16 protein-coding genes are annotated in these 18,602 nt (G+C 71.4%); 12 read left to right on the top strand and 4 right to left on the bottom strand.

Translation table 11 applies throughout. The features are described from left to right. Positions 1–59: 59 nt before the first annotated feature. Positions 60–1,496, top strand: a complete 1,437-nt coding sequence (locus ETD86_RS26590) for a sulfatase family protein (RefSeq protein ID WP_246148208.1) — start codon at positions 60–62, stop codon at positions 1,494–1,496. Positions 1,497–1,503: 7 nt separating this feature from the next. Here ETD86_RS26590 and ETD86_RS26585 read toward each other — a convergent pair whose 3' ends face one another. Beyond that, on the bottom strand, positions 1,504–1,746 hold the full coding sequence (locus tag ETD86_RS26585) for a hypothetical protein (RefSeq protein WP_138668898.1): 243 nt from the start codon (positions 1,744–1,746) through the stop codon (positions 1,504–1,506). A 157-nt stretch (positions 1,747–1,903) separates the two neighbouring features. Further along, a complete protein-coding gene (locus ETD86_RS26580; protein ID WP_246148205.1) occupies positions 1,904–2,611 on the bottom strand; it encodes a FadR/GntR family transcriptional regulator in 708 nt (235 codons plus the stop codon). Between the two features lie 115 nt (positions 2,612–2,726). Here ETD86_RS26580 and ETD86_RS26575 point away from each other — a divergent pair, with 115 nt between their 5' ends. From ETD86_RS26575 to ETD86_RS26565, 3 genes are read left to right on the top strand one after another with little or no spacing between them, the layout of a single operon-like run. Beyond that, positions 2,727–3,458 carry a (Fe-S)-binding protein gene (locus ETD86_RS26575; protein ID WP_138668896.1) on the top strand — a complete coding sequence of 244 codons (732 nt, stop codon included), beginning with the start codon at positions 2,727–2,729 and terminating at the stop codon, positions 3,456–3,458. Beyond that, complete coding sequence (locus ETD86_RS26570; RefSeq protein WP_138668895.1) at positions 3,455–4,846, top strand: lactate utilization protein B; 1,392 nt, start codon at positions 3,455–3,457, stop codon at positions 4,844–4,846. Before ETD86_RS26575 ends, ETD86_RS26570 begins: the two co-directional genes overlap by 4 nt. Continuing rightward, complete coding sequence (locus ETD86_RS26565) at positions 4,833–5,378, top strand: LutC/YkgG family protein (protein WP_138668894.1); 546 nt, start codon at positions 4,833–4,835, stop codon at positions 5,376–5,378. Before ETD86_RS26570 ends, ETD86_RS26565 begins: the two co-directional genes overlap by 14 nt. On the opposite strand, the gene ETD86_RS26560 is transcribed toward ETD86_RS26565, so the two are convergent. Both ETD86_RS26560 and ETD86_RS26555 read right to left on the bottom strand, forming a co-directional pair. After that, the gene (locus ETD86_RS26560; RefSeq protein WP_138668893.1) at positions 5,368–6,378 is read right to left on the bottom strand and encodes a baeRF2 domain-containing protein; all 1,011 of its coding nucleotides are present in this window, start codon (positions 6,376–6,378) and stop codon (positions 5,368–5,370) included. The two genes, ETD86_RS26565 and ETD86_RS26560, sit on opposite strands and share 11 nt — an antisense overlap. A 3-nt stretch (positions 6,379–6,381) precedes the next feature. Further along, entirely contained in the window at positions 6,382–6,792 is a 411-nt protein-coding gene (locus ETD86_RS26555; RefSeq protein ID WP_138668892.1) for a DUF2795 domain-containing protein, read from the bottom strand. Between the two features lie 78 nt (positions 6,793–6,870). On the opposite strand from ETD86_RS26555, the gene ETD86_RS26550 reads away from it, so the two are divergent. The 8 genes from ETD86_RS26550 to ETD86_RS26515 all read left to right on the top strand — a co-directional run bounded on the left by ETD86_RS26550 (position 6,871) and on the right by ETD86_RS26515 (position 18,262). Then, on the top strand, positions 6,871–7,959 hold the full coding sequence (locus ETD86_RS26550; RefSeq protein ID WP_170223278.1) for a GNAT family N-acetyltransferase: 1,089 nt from the start codon (positions 6,871–6,873) through the stop codon (positions 7,957–7,959). 130 nt (positions 7,960–8,089) lie between these two features. Beyond that, positions 8,090–9,265, top strand: coding sequence for a bifunctional cobalt-precorrin-7 (C(5))-methyltransferase/cobalt-precorrin-6B (C(15))-methyltransferase (locus ETD86_RS26545; RefSeq protein ID WP_138668890.1), 1,176 nt, complete (start codon positions 8,090–8,092; stop codon positions 9,263–9,265). 70 nt (positions 9,266–9,335) lie between these two features. Continuing rightward, positions 9,336–10,178 (top strand): sirohydrochlorin chelatase, encoded by an 843-nt coding sequence (locus ETD86_RS26540; protein ID WP_138668889.1) that lies wholly within the window; start codon positions 9,336–9,338, stop codon positions 10,176–10,178. Between the two features lie 53 nt (positions 10,179–10,231). Then, a complete protein-coding gene (cobT, locus tag ETD86_RS26535; protein ID WP_138668888.1) occupies positions 10,232–11,302 on the top strand; it encodes a nicotinate-nucleotide--dimethylbenzimidazole phosphoribosyltransferase in 1,071 nt (356 codons plus the stop codon). A 13-nt stretch (positions 11,303–11,315) separates the two neighbouring features. After that, complete coding sequence (gene speB, locus ETD86_RS26530) at positions 11,316–12,332, top strand: agmatinase (protein WP_138668887.1); 1,017 nt, start codon at positions 11,316–11,318, stop codon at positions 12,330–12,332. Between the two features lie 79 nt (positions 12,333–12,411). Beyond that, positions 12,412–13,644, top strand: a complete 1,233-nt coding sequence (cobA, locus tag ETD86_RS26525; RefSeq protein ID WP_138668886.1) for a uroporphyrinogen-III C-methyltransferase — start codon at positions 12,412–12,414, stop codon at positions 13,642–13,644. An 8-nt stretch (positions 13,645–13,652) separates the two neighbouring features. After that, positions 13,653–16,643 (top strand): dynamin family protein, encoded by a 2,991-nt coding sequence (locus ETD86_RS58350; protein WP_138668885.1) that lies wholly within the window; start codon positions 13,653–13,655, stop codon positions 16,641–16,643. After that, positions 16,640–18,262, top strand: a complete 1,623-nt coding sequence (locus tag ETD86_RS26515; protein ID WP_138668884.1) for a GTP-binding protein — start codon at positions 16,640–16,642, stop codon at positions 18,260–18,262. The genes ETD86_RS58350 and ETD86_RS26515 overlap by 4 nt, the downstream gene beginning before the upstream one ends. Positions 18,263–18,602 lie beyond the last annotated feature (340 nt).

The raw sequence follows: 18,602 nt of genomic DNA, 5'->3' as shown, positions 1-18,602 counted from the left end.
TATTACGGCCGTGGCGGGCGCGGGTGTCAATGGAGGATCTTCCGGGGAAATCACAGTCCGTGGTCAAAGGTCTCCGTCGTGTCGCCTGTCTGCTGCTGCTTCTCCCGCTCCTGCCGGCCGCCGAGCCCGTGGTCGCCGCGACCGCGCCCAGGCCGAACGTCGTGCTCATCGTGGCCGACGACCTCGAGGCGGGCACGCTGGCGTACTTCCCCAACATCACCCAGCACCTGGTACGCGAGGGCGCCTCGTTCGACCGGTTCTTCGTGACGAACTCGTGGTGCTGCCCCTCCAGGGCGTCGATCCTGCGCTCCCAGTACGTCCACAGCCATGGCGTCTTCACCAACACCGCGCCGGAAGGGGGATTTGACAGCTTTCATGCCCAAGGTCTGGAACGTTCCACGATTGGGGTATGGATGCAGAACGCCGGATACCGCACGGCGCTGATGGGCAAGTTCCTCAACCACTACCCCGGCGATACCGCCGATGAGGAGTACGTGCCGCCCGGCTGGGACGAGTGGGCCGTGCCGGTGCGCAACCTCTACGAGGAGTACGGCTACCGGCTCAACGAGAACGGCATCCTCGCCGACTACGGCTGGGCCGAGGAGGACTACCTGTCCGACGTGCTGGCCCGCAAGAGCCGCGACTTCATCGCCGAGTCCCAGGAGCCGTTCTTCCTGTATCTGGCCCCGATCGCGCCGCACCATCCGGCCAACCCGGCCGCGCGGCACATCGCCGCCTTCCCGCTGGTCATGGCGCCGCGGACGCCGTCGTTCAACCAGGTGGACGCGAGTCTGGAGCCGCTGTGGATGCGTGAGCTGCCCATGCTCGACCAGCCGCAGATCGACGCGATCGACGAGCGCCACCGCGCCAGGCTGCGGGCCATGCTCGGCGTGGACGACCTGGTCGGCTCGGTGGTGGAGGCGCTGCGATCGACCGGGCGGCTGGAGAACACCTACATCATCTTCACCTCGGACAACGGCTTCCACCTCGGGACGCACCGGATCCCGAACGGCAAGACGACCCCGTTCGAGGAGGCGATCCGCGTCCCGTTCGTGGTCCGCGGCCCCGGTGTGCGGGCGGGCTCCACGATCAACCACCTGGGCGTCACGGTGGACCTGGCGGTCACGATCGCCGAGCTGGCCGGGGCCACGGCCCCGGCGTTCGCGGAGGGACGCTCGCTGGTGCCGCTGCTGCGGGGGCAGTCGCCGGCGAAGTGGCGCAAGAACGTGCTGGTCGAGTTCACCAGGCCGGCCAACCGGGCGTCGGCCAAGCAGACGCCTGTGCCGGCTTATCAGGCGTTGCGAACCGATCGGTATACGTACGTGCGGTATGACACGGGGGAGCGGCAGTTGTATGACCTGCAGGTGGATCCGTACCAGCTGCGGAACCTGGCGGGCGAGGCCGATCCCGTCCTGCTGGCCGGTCTGGACGAGCGGCTGGCGGGGATGGTGGCGTGCTCGGGGGCGAGTTGCAGGCAAGCGGATATGCGGGAATGACGAGAGATCAGAAGCCGGGGTTGCCGACGCTCCCGGGACGGAAGGTCAGCCGATCGGGCCGCCGAACAGAATTGCCTGCATGTTCTTCAGCGGGCGAGGCGTCCCTCGTCCGCTTCAGCACCTCGTTCAGGTCCGCAGCCAGCGCCCCCCGCCCGAGCAGGGTCAGGGCCCTGTCGCCTGTGGGTGCGTCCTCCCCGGCTGATCGCGCGACATGACGCAGGTCGTTCTGCGCCTCCTCGGCCTGGCCCATGGTCGACTCCTCACGCCTCGGCGGTGCGGGCGGTCGCGGCCCGGGCCGACCGGTGGGGCGTGACCGCTCAGGGGCGTGCTCTTGAGCCCAGATGCCGGCGGAGCGGGACCCCCTCCGTCAGCGGTACGGCTGATCCGGCGTCGCCCGTTCAAAGGGATCAGTGTTCACCGGGGAACAATGCCGGATACGCATGGGCCAGGTGCTCGGAGGTGGCTCGTGCGGCTTCGTCGGCCTCGCCCCGGTCGATGGCCTCCAGGATGCGCACGTGGTCGGCACGCAGGATCGAGGTGTCGCCGAGGCGTTCGACCGCTTCGACCGCGTACCTCCGCATCGAGTCGCGGAGCGAGCGCATGATGGCGGCGATGAGCCGGTTGCCCGACGCGTCCGCGATCGCGCAGTGGAAGGCCGTGTCATGCTCCACGAACTCCTCCGCCGTCCGCGCCCCGTCCATCCCGGCAAGGGCGGCGGCGAGGGCCGAGGTGTCGGCCCGTGCGGCGGCCGCGCGGGAGGCGGCCCACTGCTCGATCATGTGCCGGGTGTCGATCACCTCGCGCGGTTCCAGACTCGCCAGGCCGAGGTGCAGCCTGAGCAGGTCCGTCAGCGCCGAGTCCGGGCGTGAGATCAGCACCGCGCCCGCGTCCGGGCCCCGGCCGACCTGCGAGGACACCACGCCGAGGGTCTCCAGCACGCGCATGGCCTCCCGTACCGAGGAGCGGCTGACCCCGAGCTGCTCGGCGAGCTGGCGCTCGGCGGGCAGGCGGTCGCCCGCGGTCAGGCCGTCCTCGGCGATGCGCCGCTCGATCTGCGCGAGCACGTCTTCGAACGTCCGCGTGCGCTTGACCGGACGCCAGTCTCCGCCGCCCACCGAAGCCTCCCTGATATGGTCAGACCATACTGTGGTCAGACCATACCAACGGGAACCCTGCTCGTTGGCTGCCGAAGGATCGGCGGTCATCGGGCGTGGCCTTGGAAGGAGAGCCGTGCGAGTCGCCCTGTTCATCACGTGCGTGAACGACACGCTCTTCCCCGGCACCGGCAAGGCGGTCGTGTCGCTGCTGCGCAGGCTCGACTGCGACGTGGACTTCCCCGCCGCCCAGACGTGCTGCGGTCAGATGCATGTCAACACGGGCTATCGCGCGGAGGGCGTGCGCCTGGCGCGCCACTTCACCGAGGTCTTCGCCGGGTACGACGCCGTCGTCGCGCCGTCGGGCTCGTGCGCGGCCATGGTGCGCGAGCAGTACCCGAAGCTGGCTCGCCCGGGCAGCAAGGGGGCGGCGGCGATCGCCGAGGTGGCGCCGAAGGTGTACGAGCTGTCCGAGTTCCTGATCGATGTGCTGAAGGTTGACGACGTAGGCGCATATTTCCCGCACCGGGTGACATATCACCCGACGTGTCATTCGCTCCGCGGGCTCCACCTCGGTGACCGGCCGACCCGGCTGCTGCGGCATGTCCGGGGCCTGGAGTTGGTGCCGCTGCCCGGGGCCGAGGAGTGTTGCGGCTTCGGCGGCACGTTCGCGGTCAAGAACCCGGCGGTCTCCGCCGCGATGGGCGCCGACAAGACCCGCAGCATCATGGACACCGGCGCCGAGGTGTTGTGCGCGGCGGACAACTCGTGCCTGATGCACATCGGTGGCACGCTGAGCCGCCAGAAGACCGGGGTCAGGACGATGCACCTGGCCGAGATCCTCGCGTCGACGGAGGAGGCCCAGTGAGCGCGACATTTCTCGGGATGCCCGGAAGTTTCCCAAAGAACGCTGAGAAAGCCGTACAGAACTCGCAGCTTCGCTACAACCTCCGCAAAGCCACCCACACCATCCGCGGCAAGCGGGCGAGCGTCGTCGGGGAGCTGCCCGACTGGCAGGAGCTCCGCGCGGCCGGCAAAGCGATCAAGGACCACACACTCCGCAACCTCGACCGCTACCTGGTCCAGATGGAGGAGGCCGTCACCAGGGCCGGCGGCACCGTGCACTGGGCGAGGGACGCGGCCGAGGCCAACCGCATCGTCACCGACCTGGTCAAGGCCACCGGCGAGACCGAGGTGGTCAAGGTCAAGTCCATGGCCACGCAGGAGATCGACCTGAACCAGGCGCTCGCCGCGGAGGGCATCACCGCGTACGAGACCGACCTGGCCGAGCTGATCGTGCAGCTCGGCGACGACTTCCCCAGCCACATCCTGGTCCCCGCGATCCACCGCAACCGCTCGGAGATCCGCGAGATCTTCCTGGACAAGATGCCCAAGGTCCCGGAGAACCTCACCGACGACCCTCCCGCCCTGGCCGAGGCCGCCCGGCTGCACCTGCGCGAACGGTTCCTGAAGAGCAAGGTCGCGATCTCCGGCGCCAACTTCATGGTCGCCGAGTCCGGCACGCTGGTCGTGCTGGAGTCCGAGGGCAACGGCCGCATGTGCCTGACCCTCCCGCAGACGCTCATCAGCGTGGTCGGGATCGAGAAGCTCCTACCCTCGTGGCGGGATCTGGAGGTGTTCCTCCAGCTCCTTCCGCGTAGCTCCACGGGTGAGCGGATGAATCCCTACACGAGCATGTGGACGGGGGCGGTCGAGGGCCAGGAGTTCCACCTGGTGCTGCTCGACAACGGCCGCACTGACGTGCTCGCCGACGAGGTCGGCCGTCAGGCGCTGCGCTGCATCCGCTGCTCGGCCTGCCTGAACGTGTGCCCGGTGTACGAGCGGGCGGGTGGCCACGCGTACGGCTCGGTCTATCCGGGCCCGATCGGCGCGATCCTCACCCCGCAGCTGCGTGGCATGGGCTCGGACCTGGACGCCTCGCTGCCGTACGCCTCCAGCCTGTGCGGCGCCTGCTACGAGGTCTGCCCCGTCGCCATCGACATCCCGGAAGTCCTGGTGGACCTGCGGGCGAAGGCCCCGCACGCGGCCGCCGAGCGGGCCGGCATGAAGGTCGCCGGCTGGATCTTCAACGACCACACCCGGCTGGCCAAGGCTCAGCGCGCGGCCATCCGGCTGCGCAAGCTCGTGCCGAAACGGCTGCCCGGCCCGCTGTCGGCCTGGACCGACACCAGGGACATTCCCGACATCCCGGAAGAGTCGTTCAGAGATTGGTGGGAGCGGAATGAGCGCGCGTGAGGAGATTCTCGCCAAGATCGGCAAGGCCGTCGCCGGCGCGGAGGACGTCGAGATCCCCCGCGACTACCGCACGACACAGCAGGTGGAGGACCTGGTCGGCCTGTTCGCCGAGCGCGTGGACGACTACCGGGCGATCGTGCACGTCCTGCCCGCCGCCGAGGTGCCCGCCAAGATCGACGAACTCGTCGCCGGGCGGCGCATGATCAGGCCCGGCGGCGAAGGGTGGGAGGACCTGAACACCGCCGACGGTGTCGTCACCAGCTGCGCCGTGGCGGTCGCGGAGACCGGCACGATCGTCCTCGACCACGGCCCCGGCCAGGGGACCAGGGCGCAGACGCTCGTCCCCGACTACCACCTGTGCGTGGTCAGGGCCGATCAGATCGTCTCCTGCGTGCCCGAGGCCATCGCCAGGCTCGACCCGGCCCGCCCGCTGACCTGGATCAGCGGCCCGTCGGCCACCAGCGACATCGAGCTCAACCGGGTCGAGGGCGTGCACGGCCCCAGGACGCTGGAAGTGATCATCAGTACCTGAGTACGGCCGCCACGTCCTTGACGTCGTCGGTGAACCACAGCTCCGCGTCCGTCATCGCCGCGGCCCTGGCCAGCGCCGAGTCCGCGCGTTCCTGGACCGGGTCGTCCACGCCCCAGCGGCGCAGCTCCTCCGGGTCGGTGGCGAGCTGGGTGCCACCCTCGCCGGTCCAGACGGGCTTCGGCAACTCGCCCGGTGAGAGCACGGCATGCACCCGGCCCTCGCGCAGGGCGTGCGCGACGCGGGCCATCCCGACCGGGCCCGACGCCTCCTGATGGCGTTCGAGCAGCTCGGCCCGCCTGCGGTCGAGCCAGTCGTCCAGGGCCTTCTCCACGTCCTTCTCGAACTGGCCGTGGTCGGCCCGGCTGCCGTGCTCGACCATCATGACCCGGTCGGCGGACTTCGTGCCGAGATGGTGCAGCAGGTACGAGCGCGACTTCGGCTCGCCGGCCACCAGGATCAGCTCCGCGCCGATCCGGCGCACCTGCTCGTCGATCTCGTGCGCGACGGCCACCGCGTTCTTCTCCCACGTCTCGTCGACGGCCCGCTCGTACCGCTTCTGCGACCAGCCGCCCTGCGCGGTCTTCTGCAGCGGCCACTCCTCGGCCTCCACGATGGTCCGGCGCGGCGACCCGCCACCGAACACCGTCACCTCCGCCCCCGCGTGGTCCACGATCACGCGGAGGTGCGGCACGTTCTCACCACGCTGCATGAGCATGGGCGTGACGTGCGGCAGCGGCGACCACACGGCCAGCTCGTACGGCGCCTGCGACAGCGACTCGGCCAGCGCCACCTCACCGTGCGTGGCGAACATCGCCCGCCCGGCCGCCGCCTGCTTCGCCTCGCCCTCCAGCGCGTCGAGCGTCGCCGCGTCGGCCCCGTCGAGCTGATCGCGCATGCCGCGCCAGCGTTTGTCCCGCTCAGCGCCGGTGAGCGCGCCCAGGTACACCGACGCGTACGGGCCGCGCCGCTCGTACAGCGGCCGGATGAAGTCGAGCCGCACCGGTCACCACCTCCGCTTCTCCACGCCGAGTCCGAGCGCCTTCGCCACCTCGGCCACATTGACGTACCGGCGATCGGGGAGGGATCCGACCATGTCCACCACCCGGTCCGGCGCGCCCGCGCGGTCCGCGTGGCCCACCAGGTCGTCCTTCGACGCGGGCCACTTGCAGTCGCTGAGCCACTTGGCCAGGTCGCTACGGATGTCGACGCCCCGCTGGGTGATTCCGGCGGGGGTGCCGGGCTCGTGACCGGGCGGATACGACTGCTCCGACCGCTCGCCGGGCGCCGGCATGTCCTCAGGCTCCTTCCATTCCTCGGCGTGCGTCGTGCCGCCGCCGCGGACCATGCCCTCGGTCTCGTGCTTCTGCTGGTCGTCCAGACGGGGGCCGTGCTTGTCGCTCCCACGTTGCTGCATGATTCCCTCACTCCTCTCAACTGCGGCCCCTACCCCCGCTTTCGTGGGCAAACATCGCGACTGTGTACCCTGCCGACCGTGTTCGATCCCGACGTCAGCATCGTCACGGCCCGGCTCACGCTGCGTCCGTTCGGCCCCCAGGACGCCGCCAGGGTCCGGTCGATCGTGGGGTCCGGCGCGCGTTTCCTCCCGCCCGGCGCCCCCGCCCAGGCGTCCGGCGTCGCCCAGTGGCTGGCGCACGGCGTGCACGAGCTGCGCGCGTCAGGGCAGGGCGTCCACCTGGCCATGACGGACGTCGACGGGGTCGTGGTGGGTGCCATCAGCCTGTTCAAGACCTCGTGGAGCGCGGGCACGACCGAGGTCGGGTACGGCGTGCACCCCCTCTACCGAGGCCGCGGCCTGGCCACCGAGGCGGTGCGCGGGCTGGTCGAGTGGGTGTTCGCGACCACCGAGCTGCGCAGGATCGACCTGACGGCCAACCTGGACAACGCCGCCTCGCTGCGCGTCGCCCAGAAAGGGGGCTTCACCTGGGAAGGCGTGCTGCGCTCCGCGGTCATGGAAGACGACGGCCCGCACGACCTGGTCGTGTTCGGCCTGCTGCGCGGCGAGGGCCGCGGCCCGGCGCCCACGCTGCCCAGGACGGAGCTGTGCACCCCGCGCCTGCTGCTGCGCCCGCTCGAGCCCGCCGACGTGCCCGACCTGGCCGCCACCGCGGCGGACCCGCTCACCCAGGCCAGGACAGGGGTGCCGCGCGGGTACACCGAGGAGCACGCGCGGCAGTTCATCGAGAGCACCGAGCGGGTGCGGCTGCAAGGCGCGGGCATCGCCTGGGCAGCGCTGGAGACCGGCCGGTTCGCCGTGAACGTGGATATCAGGGACGTCGACTGGACGAACCGGACGGCCGAGGTCGGCTACATGACGGCCCCGTGGGCCCGCGGCCGCGGCTATGCCGGCGAGGCCGTGCTGGGGGTCGCGCGCTGGTTGTTCGAGCGGCAGGGTTTTCACCGGCTCCAGCTGCGCGCGGCCGTCGGCAACCCGGAGTCGCAGCGGGTGGCCGAGAAGGCGGGATTCAGCCGCGAGGGCGTCGCCCGCGCCAGTCTCGCCGGCGAGGACCTCGTCGTCTTCAGCCTCATCGCGTCCGATCTCGCCCAGGGCGAGCCTCGGTGAGACTTGGTGAGCCCAGGGTGCGCGGTGTCTGCCGCTCCCACCTGGCCTGAGGGCACACCGGACTGACCCTTGCACCCTTTGTGAAACCCCTCCGCAACCGTCACCCTTGAGTGGAGGAGAGTGAGGCGCAATGATCACGGTTGTCGGCTGGGACGGATCCGAGCTGTCGGCCAAGGCGGTGCAGCGGCTGCACGAGGCGAGCCTCGTCGTGGGGCCCGACGCCATCATCGGGCAGCTCACGCTCACGGCGCAGACCGCGGCCGACGGGGGGCTGCTCCAGACACTCGACGACCACCTCGAACACGGCGAAGGTCCCGCCGTCGTGATCGCGGAGGGCGATCCCGGATTCTTCGGCGCGGTGCGCACGTTGCGGGCGCACGGCTTGAAACCGGACGTGCTGCCCGCGACGTCGCTGGTCACGCGCGCTTTCGCGTGCGCCGGGCTCAACTGGGAGGACGCGCTCGTCGTCGCCCCGTCCGGCCCGCGCCAGCTCAACCGCGCGGTGAACGCCTGCCGCGCCCATCCCAAGGTCGCGCTGCTCGTCGCGCCCGGCGTGGGCCCCGGGGACATCGCCAGGGAGCTGGCCCCCACCACGCCGCGCGCGCTGATCGTCTGCGAGGACCTCGGCGGGCCCGACGAGCGGGTCACGCACAGTCGTATGGGCGAGGCCACGACCCGGCCGTGGAAGGACCCCGACGTGGTGCTCATCATCGACCCGCTGCATCAGCCCAAGGAGCCCAGCTGGGTGGCGGGGGCACAGCCGGGTCCCGCCGAGTGGGCACTGCCGTTCGAGAGCAGGATCCCGGCGGAGGTGCGGGCGTACATCCTGGCCAAGCTGGGTCCCCGGCTCGGCGACCTGGTGTGGGACGTGGGCGCGGGCGCCGGCGAGATCGCGGTGGAGTGCGCCAGGATGGGCGCGGCCGTCGTGGCCGTCGAGCGTGAGGAGGAGTCCTGCGCCAAGCTGCGCGCCAACGTGCTCCACTACGGCGTGAAGGTGGCGCTGACCAGGGGACAGGCGCCGCCGGCGCTGGAGCCGCTGCCGGACCCTGACGCGGTGTTCGTGGGCGGTGGCGGCCCTGACGTGGTCGTGGCCTGCGCGGCGCGCCGGCCGCGCTCGCTGGTGTGCGCGCTCCACACGGTCGAGCAGGTCTCGGCCGTGCTGGAGCGGCTGCGCGAGCACGGTTACCGGGGCGAGGGCACCCAGATCCTGGCTTCGAAGCTGACGCTCAACCCCGACGGCTCGCATCGTCTGAGCGCCGCGAACCCGGTGTTCGTGGTGCACGCGACGCCTTTGCACGCAGCGTGACCTGTTCCGCACGGGCACCCATCGGTTATCCTCTCGTGACTTTGTCCCCCGCAATGGAGATTCCCTCACGATGAAGCCGCCGCTCCTGCTGATCGGGCAGGGCTCGCACGATGACGCCTACGCAGCGGAGTTCGGTAGGTTCGTTCACCGGCTCCGCTGCCGCCTCGACCAGACGGCCGCCGACGTCTCCGGCGGATACCTGGAGCGGGCCACGCCGCGGCTGAGCGAGTCCGTCGCCTCGCTGGTCGCCAGAGGGCACCACCGCCTCGTGGCGCTGCCGCTGAGCCTGAGCCGGGTGAGCGACGACTTCGGCGCCGCCATGGAGCTGGAGCAGAAGCGGCACCCGACCCTGATGTACGACTACGGCCGCCCGCTCGGGCCCGACCCCCGGGTGCTCGCGCTGCTGGCCGAGCGGCTCAACGAGGCCGCCGCCGAGATCTCCAAGCCACAGCGCCCGCTCGAGCTCGTGGGCGCCCGGCCCCGGCTGCGGGCCGTCGACGCCCTGATCGAGGAGTCCCTGCACGTGGAGCCGGGGGAGACCGCGGTCGTCCTGGTGGGCGAGGGCTCCACGGACGCGGCCGCCAACGCCGAGGTCCACCGGGTGTCGCGGCTGTTCTGGGAGACGCACGCCTACGACTTCATGACCGTCGAGACCGCGTTCGTGTCCGTCACCCCTCCGGGGGTGCCCGGCGGGCTCGAGCGCTGCCGCCGCCTGGGGGCCAAGCGCGTGATCGTGGTGCCGTACCTGCTGTTCGCGGGCGGCATGCTGGAGCGTGTGTGGGCGCAGGCGCTGGCGTACGGCGCGGGACACCCCGATCTCGACATCCGCTGCGCCGAGGTGATCGGCGACTGCGAGATCCTGGCCGACGTCGTGATCGACCGATACGAGGAAGCGCTCCAGCTCGTCCCGTAAGCCCCTCGTCCCCTCAGCCTTCCCGCGCGAAGGCCCGTCAGTGGAGGTACGCCGTGCTCGCTGAGACGCTCGCCGCGATCCGCCCCGCCGATCCGGTGGCGGTCGCCGAGGCTCGCGCCCACCAGGACCGCCTCACCAAGCCCCGGGGCTCGCTCGGCGCGCTGGAGGAGATCGCGATCCGCCTCGCGGGCGCGGCAGGCGCCTGCCCGCCGCCCATGCCCGCCCCCGCGGCGCTGGCCATCTTCGCGGCCGATCACGGCGTGCACGCCCGCGGGGTCACACCGTGGCCGCAGGAGGTCACCGTGCAGATGGTGGCCAACTTCCTGGCCGGCGGCGCGGTCGCCAACGCCTTCGCCGCCCAGGCCGGCGTGCCCGTGACCGTGGTCGACGTCGGCGTCGCCACCGACCTGCCCGACGCGCCCGGGCTGGTCAAGCACAAGATCGGGTACGGCACCGCCGACCTGTCGCAGGGTCCCGCCATGACCGTCGACCAGGCCGTCAGAGGGCTGGAGGCCGGGATCACGGTGGCCCGTGACCTGGTGGCGTCGGGCGCCCGCTGCCTGATCACCGGCGACATGGGCATCGCCAACACCACCGCCTCCGCCGCCCTGATCTCCGTCTTCACCGGCAAGGACGCGGCCGAGGTGACCGGCAGGGGCACCGGGATCGACGACGAGACGCACGCCCGCAAGGTGGCAGTCGTCCGCGAGGCCCTCCAGGTGAACGAGCTGCCGAGCGACATGTCGTCCGCCAGCGAGGCGCTGCGCGCGCTGGCCGCCGTCGGCGGGTACGAGCACGCCGCCATCGCGGGCTTCATCCTGGGCGGAGCGGCGGCCCGGGTCCCGGTGATCCTCGACGGCGTCATCGCGGGCGCCGCCGCCCTCGTGGCCGCCGCGCTGGACCCGGCCGTGCCCGACCACTGCGTCGCCGGGCATCGCTCGGCCGAGCCCGGCCACGCCGCCGCGCTCACTCACCTCGGGCTGCGCCCGCTGGTGGAGCTGGAGATGAGGCTCGGCGAGGGCACCGGCGGCCTGCTCGCCCATCCGATGGTGTGCGCGGCCGTGCGGGTGATGCATGACGTGGCCACGTTCGACTCGGCGGGAGTGACCGAGAAGCCGGAGTGAAGGAGGGCGGGTCTTGTCCCGTTATGGCGCGATGTACGGCCCGGATTTCACTTTTCTGGGGGTGGACCGCTGCGACGTCGGCGACCCGGCGAGCTACGAGGGCGCCGATGTGGTGATCATCGGGGCTCCGTTCGACGGGGGCACCTCCAGCCGGCCCGGCGCCAGATTCGGCCCTCAGGCGCTGCGTCAGGCGTGCTACCTGCCTCACGACGGATCCAGGCCGAGCCTGGCGCTGCGCGTGGACGCGCTGAAGGACCTGCGCGTACTCGACGCTGGTGACGTGGAGTGTTATTCGGGCGACGTCGAGAGCTCGCTGGCCGCGATCGAGGAGGCCGTGCACCGCGTCGCCGCCTCCGGCGCGATCCCGCTGGTGCTGGGCGGCGACCACACGATCGCGCTGCCCGACGCGCGGGGCACGGCCAGGGCGCACGCGCCGGGCCGCACCTCCATGATCCACTTCGATGCCCATGCCGACACCGGCGACCACACCTTCGGCCACCACCTGTACGGCCACGGCCAGCCGATGCGGCGGCTCATCGAGTCCGGCGCCATCCGCGGCGACCGGTTCCTGCAGATCGGGCTGCGCGGCTACTGGCCCGAGCCGGCCACGCTCGAGTGGATGGCGCGGCGGAACATGCGCTCGTACGAGATGACCGAGGTCGTCGCAAGGGGGCTCGACGAGGTCCTGACCGAGTCGTTCACGATAGCGCTCGACGACTGCGACCAGATCTTCCTCTCCGTCGACATCGATGTCTGCGACCCGGGCCACGCGCCGGGCACCGGCACGCCCGAGCCGGGTGGGCTCACGGCCAGGCAACTCCTCGACGCGGTGCGCAGGATCTGCTACGAGCTGCCTGTGGCGGGGATGGAGCTGGTGGAGGTGGCGCCGCCGTACGATCACGCGGACATCACCGCGTACCTCGGGAACCGCGTTATCCTTGAGGCCCTGTCAGCGATGGCCAGACGCCGGAAGGACGATGAGGGCGGGCCTCGCTGGGATCCCCGCCAGCCCCTTCTCGATGGTCGTTAACTCAGGCGCAGCAAATGAGCGATGGAGAGCCGGTAGGTTTACCTCCTAACACATCCTTCGCGAATGGGAGATTACCCTTATGGGTCCCTACCTCCTCGGCCTGCGGCTTTCCGGCCGCCGGGTGCTCGTCGTGGGCGGCGGCCGCGTCGCGCAACGGCGTGTCCCCGCGCTGATCGAGGCCGGTGCGGAGGTCACCGTCGTGTCACCGAGCGTGACCCCGGCGCTCGACGACCTGATCGCCGCCGGCCGGGTCACCTGGCACGCCCGGCCGTACGAGGTCGGCGACTGCGACGGTGCCTGGCTCGTGCAGGCCTGCACCGACGACAGATCCGTCAACACCGCGGTCGCCGCCGAGGCGGAGGCCAAGCGCGTGTGGTGCGTGCGGGCCGACGACAAGGACGCCTCCGCCGCCTGGACGCCCGCCTCGGGACGGGTCGAAGAGATCAGCGTGGCCGTCACCGCGGGCGGCGACCCGCGCCGGGCGGCCGGCATCAGGGACGCGGTCGTCGAGGCGCTACGCGACGGCACTGTTGAAGCACGGCGCAACCGTACGAAACCGGTCGGCGTGGCCCTGGTCGGCGGCGGACCCGGCGACCCCGGCCTGATCACCGTGCGGGGGCGGCAGCTCCTGGCGCAGGCCGACGTGGTGGTCGCCGACCGGCTGGCGCCCCGCGCGCTGCTCGACGAGCTCGCCCCCGACGTCGAGCTGGTCGACGCCGCCAAGGTGCCCTACGGCCGGTCGTTGTCCCAGGAGACGATCAATGAGCTCCTCGTGGACCGGGCCCGGCAGGGCAAGTTCGTGGTCCGGCTCAAGGGCGGCGACCCGTTCGTGTTCGGGCGGGGCGGCGAAGAGATGATCGCCTGCGCCCGAGCCGGCATCCCCGTGCTGGTCGTGCCCGGCATCACCAGCGCCGTCGCGGTGCCCGCCGCGGCCGGGGTGCCGGTGACGCATCGCGGGGTCAGCCAGGAGTTCCATGTGATCTCCGTGCACGTGGCGCCCGACGACCCCAAGTCGACCGTCGACTGGCCCGGTCTGGCCCGTTCCCAGGGCACGCTGGTGCTGCTGATGGCGGTCGAGCGGCTGGCGAAGGTGGCCGAGACGCTCGTTCGCGACGGACGTTCTCCGGAGACTCCCGTAATGGTGGTACAGGACGGTACCCTTCCGACCCAGCGGGCGGTTATCGCTTCGCTTTCCACCGTGGCCGACCGCGTGTCCGCGGCTGGGATACGGCCGCCGGCGATCGTCATCGTCGGCGACGTCGTCAGGGTCGGCCAGGAGGTCGAGATGGTTCGAGCGGAGCGCTTGCCGTGAACACGGCCATGGATGACGGACGACCGGAGTCACTGGGGGAGCAGACGTTGAGCTTCCGGCCGGTGCGGGACGACGACGATACGTTCGACGCCTTCGCCCCGGGTGGCGTCAAGGCCCCGCGGGGCGACGACGCACGCAAACCCGACGGCCGGACCGGCCTCCCGGAGCCGGAGACCGAGGCGAGACGGCCTGGTCCCGCAGGCACACCGGCCGGTGATGGGCAGGCCGGTCGCCCGGAGCCGCCGGCTGTTGGAAGGCAGGCCGGTCGCCCGGAGCCGCCGGCTATTGGAAGGCAGGCCGGTCGCCCGGAGCCGCCGGCCGTTGACGCGCGAGCCGGCCGCCCGGAGTCGCCGGTCGGTGGTGGGCGGGCCGGTCGTACGGAGCCTTCAGTCGAGGAGGCGGGTGCGGCTTCCGAAGGCGAGGCCGCCGCCGACCGTGCCGGCGCCGAGAAGCCCGCCGAGACTGTGAACTTCTTCGCACCCCGAACGCCCTCCACCGGAACCGGCAGCTCCCCGCAGGAGCCCCGGCCCGCTTCGGCGGGTCGATCCACGCAGAAGCCACCGGCCGGCTCCGCGCCTGAGACGCTCGCCACTCCTGGGCACGGCCCCGTGCCGAGCAAGCCCGCCCCGCCCGCCGACCCGACCCCGTCCGGTGGGCCCTCCCTCTTTGCGAAGCCTGCTTCCCGCGGCGGGCCGGCCAACAGCGAGACCCCTCCCGAGCAGGAAGCCCCCACTCAGGACGAGCCGGCGACCGCGCCGACCACCGGGCAATCGGACGCTGAGCAGCCGAGCGAACGGAACCTGGGCGATGAGCGGCTGAGCGACGAGCAGCCCGGCGAAGACCAGCCGCAGACCGGGGACGATTCGCCGGACACGGCCGAGGACGACGTCGCGGCAGAATCGCAGGACGCGGCGGAATCGCCCGACGCCGGCGACCTCAGCGACGCCGGCGACCTCAGCGACGCCGACGAGCCCGGCGATGCCGACCAACCGCACGCCGAGGATCGGCCATTGCCCGAAGACGAGTCCGCCGATGACGAGTCCGCCGAGGAGCGGCAGTCGCCGGCAGATGAGCCATCCGCCAAGGGACACGAAGCCGACGGGCTCGAAGCCGAGTTCGAAGCTGACCAATCCGAAGCGGACGAGCCGTCTCCCGAGGGACCCGAGGCGGCCGAGCTCAAAGCCAACGCATCCGAAGCAGACGAGCTCAAAGCCGACGAGCGCGAGAGCGAGCAACCGCCGCCCGCCGAGCCCCAGCAGGAGCGCGACGAGGAGACCAGCGCCGGAGACGGAGAGGGCCCCCGCACCGCGGACGGGCGAACCAGACCCGGAGTAGCAGCCGGAACGCGTACCGAGGCGTTGCCCGCGGAAGCGGCCAAGGCGCTCGCCGCGGCTCTCGGCGCACTCCGGGAAAGCGTCGCCGACCTCCGCTTCGGCCTGGACCTGCCCGGTGCCGAGGAGGCCAGGCAGGCACAGACCGACCTGCTGACCCAGCTCGAGGACTATGTGCTGCCAAGGGTCAAGACCAGCACCGCCCCCGCCCTCATCGTGATCGCAGGCTCGACCGGCGCAGGCAAGTCCACCCTGGTCAACTCCCTCGCCGAACGCAACGTCTCCCGCACCGGCATACGACGCCCCACCACCGGCACCCCCGTGCTGGTCTGCCACCCCGAGGACCGCGACTGGTTCACGCGGGGAGGGCTGCTCGGCAACCTGGAGCGCCTCGACCATGCCTCCCCGAACGCCGGGATGCGCGGCATCGTCATCGTCGCGACGGAGAAGCTCCCACAGGGCGTCGCGCTGCTCGACACCCCCGACATCGACTCGGTGGTCGAGGAGCATCACGAGATCGCGCACCGCATGCTCGACGCCGCCGACCTGTGGATCTTCGTGACCACGGCGGCCCGCTACGCCGACGCCCCCGCCTGGAATCTGCTGAAGCTGGCCAAGGAGCGCGGCGCCCGCCTCGCCATCGTGTTGTCGCGGGTGCAGCAGAGGTCCGCCGACGTGGTGCTGAAGCACTTCGTCCGCATGCTCACCGAATACGGCCTGGGCGAGATCGACAGGTTCGTCATCCACGAGTCGAAGGTCGAGGACGGCAGGCTGCCCGACAGCGAGGTCACCGACCTGCGGTTGTGGCTGGCCGAGCTGTCGGTGGACGAGGAGCGGCGCGCCCAGGCCGTACGCGAGACGCTCAACGGCGTGCTCAACAGCTTCAGCACCCGCGTACCCGCGCTGGCCAAGCACCTGGAGGCACAGGTCGCGTTCAGGACCGAGCTGCGCAGCGACGTGGAGGCGGCTTTCTTCGGCGCGCTCGGCGCGATCGACAAGGCGTCGAAGAACGGCTCGCTGCTGCACGGCGAGGTGCTGGCCCGCTGGCAGGACTTCACCGGCTCCGGCGACCTGATGCGCTCGCTGCGGCTGCGCAAGCGCGGCCGGGCCGCCAGGCAGGCGCCCGAACGTGTGCTGGCGTTCAAGGCGGCCATCCGCACCGGCCTGGAGTCGGTGATCGTGGCCGCCGCCAACCGCGCCGCCGAGGAGGTCGCCGCGCGCTGGCGGCACCGTTCGGAGCTGGGCGCCAAGCTCAGCGAGGGCCTCGACAGGCCGTCGGACGATCTCGTACGGCACACCAGCCGGGCCATCGCGTCCTGGCAGGAGCACCTGAGCGAGCTCGTACGAACGGAGGGCGTGGCCAAGCGGTCGGTGTCGAAACTGGTGTCGTTCGATCCCGACTCGCTGTCACTGATCTTCATGGTCGCGATGTTCAACGGGAGCAACGGCGAAGGCGTGCCGCATCGGCTGGTCAACGCCCTGCTCGGCGCGGAGTCGCTGCGCGGCATCGGCGCCAAGGCGCTGAGCGACCTGCGGGCCAGGATCGGCATGTTGTTCGATCAGGAGGCCCTGCGTTACGCGCGGGCGCTCGATTCCGCGGGCATTCCCGACGAGTCCGTCGCGACCCGGCTTTACCAGGCAACGTACAACCTTGAGGTCGCTCGATGACCACCATGACCACCAGGCCGGGCCTCGCCGCGCGTCTGACCGCGCTCACCAAGGTGGTGGAGCAGGGCCCGGGGCGGCTCGACAGAAAGCTGCTCAACGAGGCCAACGCGCTGCTGCAGCGGGCCGGCGAACGCCTCAAGCTGTCGTCCGAGCACACCGTCGTCGCCCTCGCGGGCGGCACGGGCAGCGGGAAGTCGTCGTTGTTCAACGCGATCTCCGGGCTCGAGCTGTCGCCCACCGGCGTACGCCGGCCGACGACCGCCCGTACGCACGCCTGCGTGTGGGGGCTTGAGGGCGCGGCGCCGCTGCTCGACTGGCTGCAGATCCAGTGGCGGCACCGCTTCTCCCGTGCCAGCGCGCTCGACAAGGGCGACAGCCAGCTCCACGGGCTCATCCTGCTCGACCTGCCCGACCACGACTCGATCAGGGCGCTCACCGACACCGAGGCCGACCGGCTCATCGGGCTGGCCGACCTGGTGGTGTGGGTGCTCGACCCGCAGAAGTACGCCGACGCCTCCACGCACCGGCGGTACGTGACGGAGCTGGCCGGGCATGACGCGGTGACGGTGTTCGCGCTCAACCAGGCCGACAGGCTCACCACCGAGGAGCTGGCCGAGCTGGTCATCGACCTCAACGACCTGCTGCGCCGCGAGGGGGTCGAGCACCCGAGCGTCGTACCCACCTCGTCGGTCAGCGGGCGCGGCATCGAAAGCCTCAAGAGCGTCATCGCGACCGCCGTCACCCGCCGGCGTGCCGCCATCCAAAAGCTCGAGGCCGACCTGCACCGTCTGGAGCAGCGTCTGGCTGAGGCCGTGCCGCTGGGCGAGGCCCTGACCGCGCCGTCGACGGTCGACGAGGCCCGCAGGATGGGGCTGACGGACGCGTTGTGCGACGCGGTGGGCGTGCCGGCCGTGGGCGAGGCCATGGAGAACGTCTACGCGGAGCGGTCCAGCCGGTGGGTCGGGTGGCCGTATCTGCGCTGGATCGACAAGTTCCGCTCCGACCCGCTGAAGAGCCTGCGTCTGGAGGATGTCGGCGACGAGATCCGCGGCATCACGACCGGCTCGGTGAGCGCCCAGTCGGCCGAGGTCGCCAACGCCGTACACGCGCTGGCCGACGGGCTGTCCATGGGCATGAGCCCGGTGTGGCGTACGGCCGTGCACCAGGCGGCCAGGTCCCGCGCGGGTCAGCTGCCGCAGGCGCTGACCGAAGACCTCACGGAGGTGGCGCCGCAGCTCGACCGGGTGCCCGGGTGGTGGCGGCTGCTCAAGGTGTGGCAGTACGTCCTGGTGGCGGCGTTCCTGGCCGGCGTGGCCTGGCTGGCGGTCGGCCTCATCATGCCCGGCCAACTGCCGGAGGGGCTGGAGGTGCTGGTCGACAGCGCGACATTGCCGTGGGTGGGGCTCATGATGGCCTCGGTGCTCGGACTGGGCGCGCTGTCGGGCATCGCGTCCCGCAACTTCGTGGAGCTGGGGGCGTCGCGGGAGCGGGAACGGGTCGAGCGCGAGATGCGGCGCCGGGTCGCCTCCGTGTCGGCGACGATGGTCGTCGAGCCCGTCGAACGCGAGCTGTCCCGCCACCACGCCTTCTACACGGCCCTGCGGGACCTGTCCGGCTGACACATCGGCCCTCGGCTTCGGCCGGGCCAGTGTCCTGGCCTGAGAGTCTCGCCGGGCTTGGCGTCCCGGCGAGTGCGCTGTTGCCCGGGTACCGCCTCGGCCTGCGAGTGCTGGTGGGACGACCGATCTACATCGCAGCCCGTGAGTCGTGGCGGGGCTGGCGTCTCGGCGTGTGCGTCATTGCCGGGATGCCACCTCGGCCGGCGAGTCCTGGCTGGGCCGACGTACGCCACAGACCGTGAGCTTTGTGGGCGGGCGTGCGCCACGGCGCCACGAGTGATCGCCGAGCGGATCGACACCGCACGCCACGAGCGGCGCGGGTTGGGGCTGCGTATGCGAC

The organism is Nonomuraea turkmeniaca, assembly GCF_005889735.1.
Lineage (GTDB): Bacteria > Actinomycetota > Actinomycetes > Streptosporangiales > Streptosporangiaceae > Nonomuraea > Nonomuraea turkmeniaca.
The sequence above is the reverse complement of the archived record's forward strand: the minus strand, read 5'-3'. Positions and strand labels throughout refer to the sequence as shown.